This is a genomic window from Herbaspirillum sp. GW822-FHT03A08 (assembly GCF_058801885.1).
Window position 1 is genome coordinate 721,278 of the sequence record NZ_JBXANR010000002.1, and the last position, 11,993, is coordinate 733,270.

At 61.5% G+C, this 11,993-nt stretch carries 8 protein-coding genes; 1 reads left to right on the forward strand and 7 read right to left on the reverse strand.

Features of this window, described 5'->3' with window-relative positions:
* Positions 1 to 63 precede the first annotated feature (63 nt).
* From AC1RN6_RS08425 to AC1RN6_RS08435, 3 genes are read right to left on the reverse strand one after another with little or no spacing between them, the layout of a single operon-like run.
* Positions 64 to 1,518: an efflux transporter outer membrane subunit gene (locus tag AC1RN6_RS08425; RefSeq protein ID WP_493004511.1), complete on the reverse strand. Its 1,455-nt coding sequence runs from the start codon at positions 1,516 to 1,518 to the stop codon at positions 64 to 66.
* Positions 1,518 to 4,670, reverse strand: a complete 3,153-nt coding sequence (locus AC1RN6_RS08430; protein ID WP_493004512.1) for an efflux RND transporter permease subunit — start codon at positions 4,668 to 4,670, stop codon at positions 1,518 to 1,520. Before AC1RN6_RS08430 ends, AC1RN6_RS08425 begins: the two co-directional genes overlap by 1 nt.
* Entirely contained in the window at positions 4,667 to 5,770 is a 1,104-nt protein-coding gene (locus AC1RN6_RS08435; protein WP_493004754.1) for an efflux RND transporter periplasmic adaptor subunit, read from the reverse strand. Before AC1RN6_RS08435 ends, AC1RN6_RS08430 begins: the two co-directional genes overlap by 4 nt.
* A 259-nt stretch (positions 5,771 to 6,029) precedes the next feature.
* Here AC1RN6_RS08435 and AC1RN6_RS08440 point away from each other — a divergent pair, with 259 nt between their 5' ends.
* Positions 6,030 to 6,770 carry a TetR/AcrR family transcriptional regulator gene (locus AC1RN6_RS08440; protein ID WP_493004513.1) on the forward strand — a complete coding sequence of 247 codons (741 nt, stop codon included), beginning with the start codon at positions 6,030 to 6,032 and terminating at the stop codon, positions 6,768 to 6,770.
* Between the two features lie 79 nt (positions 6,771 to 6,849).
* Here the strand turns inward: AC1RN6_RS08440 and AC1RN6_RS08445 are convergent, their stop codons facing one another.
* The 4 genes from AC1RN6_RS08445 to AC1RN6_RS08460 form a co-directional block, all read right to left on the reverse strand.
* Positions 6,850 to 7,221: a c-type cytochrome gene (locus tag AC1RN6_RS08445; protein WP_493004515.1), complete on the reverse strand. Its 372-nt coding sequence runs from the start codon at positions 7,219 to 7,221 to the stop codon at positions 6,850 to 6,852.
* Positions 7,222 to 7,257: 36 nt separating this feature from the next.
* Positions 7,258 to 9,018 (reverse strand): GMC family oxidoreductase, encoded by a 1,761-nt coding sequence (locus AC1RN6_RS08450; protein WP_493004516.1) that lies wholly within the window; start codon positions 9,016 to 9,018, stop codon positions 7,258 to 7,260.
* Between the two features lie 9 nt (positions 9,019 to 9,027).
* Positions 9,028 to 9,783, reverse strand: coding sequence for a gluconate 2-dehydrogenase subunit 3 family protein (locus AC1RN6_RS08455; RefSeq protein WP_493004518.1), 756 nt, complete (start codon positions 9,781 to 9,783; stop codon positions 9,028 to 9,030).
* 199 nt (positions 9,784 to 9,982) lie between these two features.
* Positions 9,983 to 11,722 carry a methyl-accepting chemotaxis protein gene (locus tag AC1RN6_RS08460; RefSeq protein WP_493004520.1) on the reverse strand — a complete coding sequence of 580 codons (1,740 nt, stop codon included), beginning with the start codon at positions 11,720 to 11,722 and terminating at the stop codon, positions 9,983 to 9,985.
* Between the last annotated feature and the right edge of the window lie 271 nt (positions 11,723 to 11,993).

Below are 11,993 nucleotides of genomic sequence, written 5' to 3' on the forward strand. Positions count from 1 at the left end.
GCCGGTGCTTGACCGGCCCTGACGTTGCTCCGGCATTGCAGCAATACTTCTCTCCGCTCCGCCTTATTCGCTCTTCTCATCCTTTGGCGGAATACCCATCGCCTGGAACAGCGTCGCTGTATCCGCCAGTCGCGTGGCGACGGCGCGAATCTCCGTCAACCGCGCATTGTGGAATTGCTTCTCTCCGGATCGTGTCAGGCTCGGTGCAATGGCGCCCAGCGACGCACGCCGTTCGGCATCGCGCCAGGATTGCTCGCTCTGCCGGCGGGCATTGCTGGCGGCCGCCAGGGTATCGGCATCGTGGGTCAATGCGCTCAGGCTGTCGGCCACGTTCTGGAAGGCAGTAAGCACGGTCTGGCGATAATTGTCCTGCGAAGCCAGGTACTCGTCCTGCGCAGCCCGGCGCCGTGCTTGCAGCGCGCCGCCATGAAACAGCGGCTGCGTCAGCGATGCGCCGATGCCCCATACCGCACCGGCGCCGCTGGTGGCTTTGGGCCAGGTAAAGCCGGCCCGGCCGAAGGATCCCGTAATTGACAGGCTGGGGAACATCTCAGCTGTAGCCAGCGCTTCCTGCGCCGCCGCAACCTTTAACGCAGCGTCGGCAGCCAGGATGTCAGGGCGCTGTTTCAGCAGATCGGACGGCACGGCCACCGGCACGCGCTCCGGCAGCGTCAAGGTTACCAGTTCCAGATCGGGCGGCGCCGCGTCAGGCGTGCGTCCCATCAGCACCGCCAAAGCGTGGCGCGCAGCCTGCCATTGCGTGCGCAAGCCGGGCAGATTTGCACGCAAGGAATCGGCGCTTGCCTGCGCATTCTGCACATCAGTGCGCGAAGCCGATCCGAGTTCCAGCCGGCGTTGCAGCTCCGCCGTGTCGGCGTCTGCCAGCTGCACCAGCCGTTCGGTTGCCTCCACCTGCGCGCGCAGTGCGGCGCCATTGACTGCCGCGATCACGACGTTGGCCGCCAATGCGCGGCGCGCTGCATCAAGCTGGTAGGACTGCGCATCGACCTGCGCCGCGGCCGCCGAGTTGGCATAGCGTTCCACCCCGAACAGGTCGAAGGTGTAGCTGACGTTGAGCTCGCCGGCAAAGACGTTGTACAGATTGGTCGGTGCGCCGATGTTCGGCAGGCCGAGCGCCCGCTGGCGATTCGATTGCAGTACGGCGTCGACGGTCGGGAACATCGACTCGTTGATCTGCGCGCGCAGTTGTTCTTTCGCCGCGGCCAGGCTATGGGTAGCTTGCGACAGCGAATAATTTTTCGCCAGCGCTTCTTCCACCCAGCCCGACAACTGCGGCGAGCGGTAGGCTTCCCACCAGTTCGGCACCGGACGTTCGCCCAGTACAAATTTTTGAGAGTCGTCAGCAGGACCGATCGCGGCAGGCGTAGCTTCCACGCCGTAGTGCGCCGGCTGCGGCATGTCAGGCGCGATGCCTTTCGGCCCGAGCGCGCAGCCGGACAAGGTCAGCGCAACCAGATAAATCGCATAGCGGGGAGGGGTGAAATTAACGGCGCGCATTAGCGGCTCCCTTCAGATGCAGTGTCGGAATCGGCATAGGCGGTCTCGCTTGGCTTGACCTTGTAGCACAAGGCATACAGCGCCGGCAGATAGAACAGGGTCAGCACGGTGGCGACGGTGATGCCACCCATGAGTGCGGTTGCCATCGGGCCGAAGAAGTTGCTGCGCAGCAGCGGGATCAGCGCCAGCACTGCGGCGGCAGCCGTCAGTGTGATCGGGCGGAAGCGTCGCACTGTGGCGCCGACGATGGCGTCGAAACGCTTGCGTCCGGCACCGATGTCCTGCTCGATCTGATCGACCAGAATCACCGAGTTGCGCATGATGATGCCGAGCATGGCGATCGTGCCCAGCATCGCCACGAAGCCGAACGGCTGGTGGAACAGCAGCAGTGCGCCGACCACGCCGATCATGCCCAGCGGCGCCGTCATCACCACCATCATGGTGCGGCCGAAGCTTTGCAGCTGCACCATCAGCAGCACCAGCACCGCGATCACCATCAATGGCATCTGCGCCGAGATCGAGGCCTGCGCCTTGGCGTTTTCTTCCACCGGTCCGCCGACGGCGATGCGATAGCCGACCGGCAGCTCCTTGCGCAATGCCCCCAGCTTTTCGTCCAGCGCATTGCTCACGTCGATGCCCTGTACGCCGGCACGTACATCGGCCAGCACCGTGATGGTGGGCTGACGATCGCGTTCCCAGATGATGCCGTATTCCAGTTCGTTGCGAATGTGGCCCAGCGTGCTCAGCGGCACCGAACCGGAAGCGGTCGGTATCGCCAGCGAACTCAGGCGCGACGGATCGACGCGTTCGCTGCGTGGCGCGCGCAGATCGACGCTGATGAGCTTGTCGCGTTCACGGTACTGAGTGACGGTATAGCCCGACAGATTCATCGCCAGGAAGCTGGACACCTGCTGTGTGGTCAGGCCCATTTCGGCGACGCGCTTCTGGTCGAGTTCGAAGGTGACCGAACGTTGCGCCGGTTCATCCCAGTCGAACTGGACGTTAGTGGCGCGCGACTCCTTGCGGATTTCGGCGGCGACCTTTTCAGCGATGGCGCGTACTTCCGGGATCTTTTCGCCACTGACGCGGAACTGCACCGGGAAGCCGACCGGAGGGCCGTTTTCCAGACGCGTCAGACGTGTGCGCAGACCGCTGAATTGCTCGCGCAATGGTTGCTCCAGCGCCTTCGCCAGTTTTTCGCGATCCTCCACCGATTTGGCGGTCACCACGAATTGCGCAAAGTTGGCACTCGGCAGTTGCTGATCCAGCGGCAGATAAAAGCGTGGTGCGCCGGTGCCCACGAAGTTGACCACGTGATCGATTTCGGGACGGCCCTTCAGCACTGCTTCCATGCGCAAGGCTTCGCGCTGGGTGGCTTCAAACGAAGCGCGTTCCGGCAGGCGCAGGTCGATCAGCAGTTCGGGACGATCCGAGCTGGGGAAGAATTGCTGCGGCACCAGACCGAAAGCGGCGAGCGAGCCGACGAACAACAGCGCCGTGAGAATCACCACACGGCCGCGATACGCCACGCACCACGCCACCATGCTGCGCAGGCGTGTGTAGACGCGGGTCTTGTAGATGGCATGGTCGTGGTCTTCTTCGTGGGCTTCATGCGAATGATCTGCTTCATCGTCTTGCGCGGCGCCTTCGGGCTGCGGTTTTTCCTTGAGCATGTGATAGCCCAGCAGCGGAATCAGCACGACCGCAGCGAGCCACGACAGCAGCAGCGCAATCGCTGAGACTTCGAAGATCGAGCGCGTGTATTCGCCGGTGCCGGATTTCGCCAGCGCAATCGGGAGGAAACCCGACACCGTCACCAGCGTGCCGGTCAGCATCGGGAAGGCGGTGCTGGTGTAGGCGAATGCAGCGGCACGGCGCCGGTTCCAGCCTTGCTCCAGCTTCACCGCCATCATTTCCACCGCAATGATGGCGTCGTCCACCAGCAGGCCCAGCGCCAGCACCAGCGTGCCGAGCGACACCTTGTGCAGGCCGATGTCGAACATGTACATGAACAGCGCCGTCACCGCCAGCACGATAGGAATGGAGATCACCACCACCATGCCGGTGCGGATACCCAGCGACAGCAGGCTCACTACCAGCACGATGGCGATCGCTTCGGCCACCGCCTCAAGGAAGTCGTCGACCGATTTTTCGACCGCATGCGGCATGCTGGATACGGCAGTCAGTTTCAGACCTGCAGGCAGGCGAGCACGCAAGGCTTCGGTGCTTTCATCCAGCGCCTTGCCGAGACGAATTACGTCCCCACCCGGCTGCATGGTGACGCCGATGCCGAGCACAGGCTTGCCGTCGGAACGCATCTGCTGTTCTTGCGGATCGTCATACCCGCGTGTGACGGTAGCGATGTCGCCGAGGCGGAAGTTGCGGTTGTTGACACGGATGATCTTGTCGCTGATCGCCTTGACGTCGCTGAACTGCCCGCTTGGACGCACATACAGGCGGTCATTGGATGTGCTGATCAGGCCGCCCGGCGCCACCGCATTCTGCGCGCCGATCAGGTCGCCCAGTTGCTGCGGATTGATGCCCAGCCGCGACATCTGCGCATTGGAGATGTCGATGTAGATGTGCTGGTTGCGGTCGCCGAAATAATCGATCTTGCCAACGCCCGGTACGCGCAGCAATTCACCGCGCAGCTGGTCGGCATAATCGCGCAATTGCGCCGGGGAGAAACCATCGCCTTCCAATGCGTAGATGTTGGTGTAGACGTCGCCGAATTCATCGTTGAAGTAAGGACCCTTGACGCCGCCGGGCAAAGTCGCGGCGATGTCGCCAACCTTCTTGCGGACTTCATACCAGGTCTTCGGGACCTGGGCGGCAGGCGCGGTGTCCTTGATGGTGAAGAATAATTGCGACTGGCCCGGGCGCGAATAACTGCGCAGGAAGTCGACGTCAGGCGTCTCCTGCAATTTGCGGGCGATGCGGTCAGTGACCTGCTCCTGCACCTGGCGCGCCGTGGCGCCCGGCCAGTCGGTCTGGATCACCATGACCTTGAAGGTGAACGGAGGATCTTCCGATTGCGACAGCTTGGAATAGGAGCCGATGCCGAGCAGCGTGATCAGCGCCAGGATGAAAGTGACCAGCGCCTGATGCTGCAAGGTCCATGACGACAGGTTAAAACGTCCGGGTGCGCTCATAGTGCGAAATCCTCAGCATGCAAAGGCGCGATCGGTTTGACTTTCTCGCCGGCGGTCAGCGTATGTACGCCCTGGACCACGATCTTTTCACCGCCGGCAACGCCGTCGCTCAGCGTGACGCTGCGCTCACCGTAGGCGCTGACGATGACCGGACGCAATTCCAGCTTGCCGTCGGCAGGCCGCACGATCCACACCGCCGGGCGATTGCCCTGATGGAACAGCGCGGTGGCGGGGATGACGGTGGTCGCTTGCGATGCAGATGCGGTTTTTTCTTGTGCCGACGTATTGATGGAGACTTCGCCGCTCATGCCCAGACGCAGGGAAGGATTTTGTGTTTCCAGCGTCACCTTGACGCGGAAGGTGCGGCTTTGCGGATCGGCGGCGGGGCTGACTTCACGTACGCGGCCGGTCAGTTTCTGATCTGGCAGTGCAGTCAGTCTGACGGTGGCGGGTGCGCCGACACGGATCTTTGCAACCTGGCTTTCGGAGACTTCCGTCGTGACGTCGGTAGCGCCCGACCACGCCAGCGAAAACACCGGCTGTCCGGCTGCCAGCACTTCGCCGGTGTTGGCCTGTTCGGCGCTGATGACGCCATCGTGTTCGGCGATCAGGCGCGTGTAGTTGCGCTGGTTGCCGGCCACGGCAGCGCGTGCCGTGGCGCCTTTGAGCTGGGCCTTGGCGGCGGCGTAGGCATCCTGGGTTTGCTCAAGTTGCAAGGCGCTGATCAGTTTGTCGCGGGCTTGCAGGGTGTCGCGTTGCAGTTGTTTCTCGGCGGCGTCGAAATGTTCGCGCGCGGAGGCCAGGTCGGCTTCCGCGCTGGCGGCGTTGTGGTCGGCGTCGGCAGGATCCAGACGCGCCACCACATCGCCCTTGCGCACGGTATCGCCGAGATGCACGCGGCGTTCGACGACTTGCCCTGCAATGCGGAACGACATCGGCGTCGAGAAGCGCGACTGCACTTCACCAGGCAAAGTCAGCAGTTGCGCGCCGCTGTCGGCTTGCGCCGGCAGGACCACGACTTCGCGCGGCGCATCGGCGACCGGCGCCGGTTTCTGGCAGGCGGCCAGCGCCAGCGTGACGGCCAGCACCAGCGGCAGCATCACCGGAGAACGGGGAAGGAGAGGGGAGATGGTGCGGCGATGATGAGCAAACTTCACGGCATTCCTTTCTGGAAATGTGATGTCCGGATCGTCAGCCGTTCCGAACCCTGCAACCTGATTGACGTGCGATGCGTGGCGATGAGGTGATGCATCGCAATACGCAAGTGGGGAATTTTTTGGCATTCTAATACACTAATGAATTCAGATGCAATGATGTATTTGAATACATCGATGCTAAAATCACGCCATGAGCAAAGCCATGACCACAGCCAACGCCGGATTAGTTGCCAAAACAGAAGGCCCGTCCGCGGGCCGCCAGCGCCTGAGCCGCGAGCAAAGCCGCGAGCAGACGCGCCAACGCCTGCTGGAGGCATCGCATGCGATGTTTATTCAAAAGGGATTCACACTGGCCAGTGTGGAAGACATCACCGCCGCAGCAGGCTATACGCGGGGCGCGTTCTATTCCAACTTCAGCGACAAGACCGAGTTGTTCTTTGAATTGCTGCGTAGGGAGAGTGCGGACATCGATCTGGAGTTTCACCGCATGTTCCAGGCGCCGGTGATCGATCCGATCGAGCTGATGGAAAAGATTTCCGGCTACTACAGTACGCTGTATCGCGATGACATGTGCAGCCAGCTGTGGATGGAAGCAAAGATCGTCGCCATGCGCGACGAGAAATTCCGCGCCAAGCTGAGCATCTTTCTGCGCGAGCGCCACGAACAGATCGCCGAGTTCGTCGAGATCTTCGCCCGCCTGACGAATACACCCTCGATCGCCCCCGCGAACCAGATCGCGATCGGTCTGATGGCCTTGTGCGAAGGCGTGTGCTTCGCCCATCGCTGTGACCCGGAGCGGATCGACGACAAGACTGCCGAGGCGGTCCTGTCACTGTTTCTCAAAGCGACGATTGCGATGCCGCAAGCGTCTGCTGCCGTGGCTGTTCCGGCAGCGGCGAAAAGAACGAAAGCGCAGGCGGTTCCTGAAAAGAAAATGAAATAAGAACGCCGGCAGCAAAAAAATCCGGCACGCGCGGGTATGCTCCCGCAGGAACAATCCCGGGCGAGGCCGGTGCTGCGACTTACTTCACGCTATTCAGATACGCAATCAGATCCGCGCGCTGCCTGGCGTCGGCGATGCCCGAGAACGGCATGACGTTGCCCGGCAAGAGCTTCTGCGGATCGGCGATGTAGGCGTCCAGATTTTTTTCATCCCAGGTCAGATTGGCGCGCTTGAGCGCGGGGCTGTAGCGAAAGCCCGGCGACGCTGCCGACTTGCGGCCGACGATGCCCAGCAGACCGGGGCCGATGCCATTGGCGGTGGTAACCGTGTGGCAGGCGGCGCATTGTGCGAAGACCAGTTTGCCGGCGTTGACGTCTTGCGCCATGGCCGGTGCTGATGCCGCCGACAGTACGATTGCAGCGGCGAGCGCTGCGCGGTGGAAATACTTCATTGTTCACTCCTCAAAATAATAAATATCCGTCGCGCATCACAGCATGCGCGGACGCTGCACGTAGCGCACCAGATCGTCGCCCAGACGGACTGCCAGCGCCGCCAGCGGACCGGTGGGGTTGTAGCCCGAGTTGTGCTGGAACACCGAAGCGCCGACTACGAACAGATTCTGCGCATCCCAGTGCTGCAGACGCGGTGAGACCACGCTATGCGCCGGATCCGTGCCCATCGGCGTACCGCCGGTGATGTGCGTGGTCTGGTAGGCGCGAATGTCGAACGGACTCTTGCGCGGCACCGCCGGACCGACGATGTCGGCGCCCATCGCTTTGGCGATGTCTTCCATCTTTTTGGTGACGTAGGCCGACATCCTGGTCTCGTTCTCGCGCCAGTCGAAAGTCATGCGCACCAGCGGCTGGCCGTAGGCGTCCTTGTAAACCGGATCGAGATCAAGGAAGTTTTCCGTGTTCGGATAGCAGCTGCCCTGGATCGACATGCCGAAGGAATGCGCATACCAGTCGACGTTGGCCTGCTTCCACTTGGTGCCCCAGCGCGGCGTGCCCGGCGGCAGGCGACGCGCGACGATAGGCCGGCCGCTGAACATGTTGGCGCTGATCATGCCGCCGCCAAGGAAACCCAGGCCCGTGTGATCAAAGTTGTCGTTGTTGAAGTCGTCGATCACGGTGCCGGTGCTGCCGGTGGACAGGAAAGGATTGGTCCAGCGATCCTTCATGAACACGTTCACGGCGGATGTGGTCTGGTAGCAGAAGTTTTTGCCGACCACGCCCTTGCCGGTAACCGGATCATACGGCGTACCGATCTTATCAAGCAGCAGCAGTTTGGTGTTGGTCATGGTGAATGCGCCCAGCACGACGACGTCGGCCGGCTGTTCGTATTCCTGGCCGCTGCGCAGGTCGAGATAGCGCACGCCGGTCACGCGTTTGGCCTGTGCGTCGTAGTTCACGCCGAGCACGTGGCTGTTCAGGCGTATTTCAAAACCCTTGCGTTGCTTCAGCATCGGATACAGCAGCACTTCCGGCGACGCCTTGGCCTGCGCTTCGCAGATGAAGCGTTCGCAGTGACCGCAATACTGGCATTGGCCCAACTTCTGTCCGTCCGGATTGGTGTACACGCCGGATGAGTTGGCGGCTGGCGTCGGGAACGGGTGATAGCCCATCTTCTCTGCCGTCTGCTTGAAGATCGATCCGGCTTCGGTGATCTCCAGCGGTTTTTGCGGATATTCGCCGCGGCGCGGCGCTTCGAACGGATTGCCGCCGGTCTGCTTTTTACCGTTGATGTTGCCTGCCTTGCCGGAGATGCCGAACAGCTTCTCGAACAGATCGTGGTAAGGCTCCATCTCCTTGTACGTCACGCCCCAGTCCTGCAGCGGCATGTTGGCAGGAATCGCCTTGGCGCCGTAACGATTGGTGTAATGCGTGCGCAAGGCCGGGTCGTACTCGGCCCAGCGCCAGGTGTGGCCGTTCCAGTGATTGGCGGCGCCGCCCATGCCTTCGCCGGGCAGGAAAGCTTCCATCCAGCGCACCGGCAGCGAGGTGTCGCTGCGCGAATGACGCAGCGTATACGTCTGCACATTCCATTTTTGCACCAGGCCCTGGCGCACGTCCCAGCGCAATTCATCGCGTTGCGACGGCAGCTTGGCTTCGGCGCCGTTGCTATGATCGCCGCCGCGTTCCAGCACCAGCACGTCGATGCCTTGCGCCGTCAGCTGACGCGAAACCAGGCCCGCAGTGAGCCCGCCGCCGACGATCACGACCGTCCGCTTTTCCAGTTTTTTTATCATGTTGTGTCCTTAGCTGAAGTCGAGGATGGACTTGGGATCTTTCGCGCCGGGGAAGGGTTTGCCGCGATAGTTGACCATGTCCAGCGTGTGCGTCGCCGGCAAGCCGGGATAGCCGAGCATCTTCCAGAACACCTTATTGTTGTTGCCGCCGTACAGCGGGTCGGCGTAACAGGCTTGCGTGAACAACGGATACATCAGTTCGTTGAACCAGGATCCCAGCGGGGTGTCTTCGTCGACCACTTTGCCGTCCGCAATGGCGGCGAGGAAAGCGTCGGCATCCGCGGGCGCCAACTGGTCGAAGGCTTTGCCGAATTTCTTGATTGCCTGGCGGTTGGCGGCTTCCACGCCGGCCTTGAAGAACTGCTCAGGCGTCAGCGGCAGTTGTAATCCTAGCTGCGGCTTACCTTCTTGCCACGGGCCGTTCATGTAGCGTCCTGCCCCTTTGCCGTAAGCGCCGCTTAACTGGCGATCGATGAAAATCGCCAGGCCGCAGTCGACGCCGTTGGGCGTGAACTGATCCGCCGGGCACATGATGTTGACCATGGTCTCGACGAAAGCCGCTTCATCGGCGCTGAAGCTTTCGTAACCGACCAGGCCCGGCGAGGCTGCAGGTGCATCAGCGGCGCCTGCCGTGGTGGCCGCGATTGCTGCGCCGGCTCCGGCGCCGACAGCCAGTGGAGAAGATAGCGATGCAGTGCCCGCGACAGTAATGACCTGTCGCAGAAAATGCCGCCGTGGTGGTGCTTGGGTGTTGTCGTCACTCATCTGTGCCTCCTTGTGTAAGTGGGTGAGATTTGGTGTAGCCGCAGATTTGCTCCGCCGCAAAAAATCACGGAAAGAGTGATCTCTCCGCATGCAAAACAGACATGCGTTTGCCAGCCGGAGAACCTATGTCGGCTCTCCGGTCATGAACAATGTATTGCGCAAGAAATCGCGATGGGCTGCACATGGCAGCGATGCCGAATTAGAAGGTTTCCCAATCGTCGTTAGACGAAACTGCGGACGACTTCCCGATGGCGGGTGTTGCGGCGGCCAGCGCGGGCTTCGATGCCGGGAGCGGCATCTTCAGCGGCGTGATGGATCTGGTGCTGCGGGCATTGACCGGTTTTGCAGTGGAGGCCGTGTAAGCCGGCGCGGCATACGGTTGATGCGCACGCTGTTCTTCGATGATCTTGAAGATGGAGACGGCGTCTTTCAGCGACAAGGCCTGCTGTTCCAGCGACTTGGCGGCGGCGCTGGCTTGTTCGACCAGTGCGGCGTTTTGCTGCGTGGCTTCGTCCATTTGCGAGACGGCTCGCGACACCTGGTCGATGCCCGAACTTTGCTCGCTGGAGGCGGAAGAAATTTCACCCATGATGTCTGTCACCCGTTGCACGGCGCCGATGATTTCGCTCATGGTCTGGCCGGCCTGGCCTGCCAGCGACGAACCGGTTTGCACGCGATCCACCGACAGCATGATCAGGTCCTTGATTTCCTTGGCGGCGCTGGAAGAACGTTGCGCCAGGGCGCGCACTTCGCTGGCGACCACTGCAAAGCCGCGGCCTTGCTCGCCGGCGCGCGCGGCTTCCACAGCGGCGTTCAGCGCGAGGATGTTGGTCTGGAAGGCAATGCCGTCGATGATGCCGACGATCTCGGTAATCTTGCTGGAGCTGTCGCGGATTTCGTCCATGGTGCTGACCACGCGGCTGACCACATCGTTGCCGGCGCTGGCGATCTGCGATGCGTTGACGGCCAGCGTCGATGCCTGGCGCGCATTGTCGGCATTGTGCTTCACGGTGCTGGTCAGTTCTTCCATGCTGGAAGCGGTTTCTTCCAGCGAGGCTGCCTGCTGTTCGGTGCGTGAGGACAGGTCGAGATTGCCTGCGCTGATTTCCTTGGTGGCGGTAGCGATGGCGTCGCTGCCGGTGCGCACGGTGGAAACGGTCCTGGTCAGATTGTCCTGCATCTTCGACAGGCCGGTCAGCAGCTGGCCCATTTCATCGGTCGAATGCACGTGCACGCGATGCGTCAGGTCGCCTTCGGCAATGTCGTCGAAATGCTTGAGCGCCTGTTCGATCGGACGCGAGATCGCGCGGCGCAGCGAGAACCAGCTGTAACCGGCCAACAGCAGACCGATGGCCACCGCAGCGATGGAAATCATGCGGAAGTTTTCATAGCGGTTCAGCGAGTCTTCATAGTTATGGCGCGCTGCTTCGGTCTCGTATTCGTTGAGCAGCGTGCCGCTCTTTTGCATCGCGGTGTACACCGTGCCCAGCACGCGCGCCTTGTCGGAAATCTGCTGGCGGTCGCCGCCCTTGATGGCTTCGCGGAATTCATCGACGGCCTTTTCCGTTTTCGTCAGGCCGTCGGTCACTTCCTGCACCAGCTTTTTCGCCTGCTCGCTTTGCGGCAGCGCTGCGTATTTCGCCCACCACTCCAGCGCCTGTTTGCCGACGTCCGCTTCGGTCTTGTACATCTGCTGCGCCCATGCCGGATCCGTCGTCAGTGCAGCCTGGTCCAGCGAGGTGCGCTGGCGGCCGACCCACAGCAGGGTGTTGTCGGCGGCAACCGTTTTCGGCATGCGCACCTGATAGAGCTCGCGATTGACTGTCACTACCGAAGACATGCCGAACAGGCCGGTCACGCCGATGGCAAGAAGCAGGACGGAGAGAATCGCCATCGCGAGCGCGATGCGGGACTTGATGGTCAGTTTGAGGGTTTTCATGTTGTGATCTTTTTCTTTTGAATTGAGAGCGGCAGTAGTTACCGAATTGCAGGTGCTGCCGGCTGGGGGTGTTTTCCTGGCTGGCGTTCATCAATCAAGAAAATGCATCAGGCCAACCGCCTCTGCAGTCGATATTTTTTGCCAATATCGTCCGCATGCCCCGAACAAAAATGACAACTCTGTTCCCCGAGTCTGAAGGCCGACGCATTTTCACAGAGGTATTAACGGTCGTGCAGATGATGTTCTGAAGCAATTTTTTTGTAAATTGCCG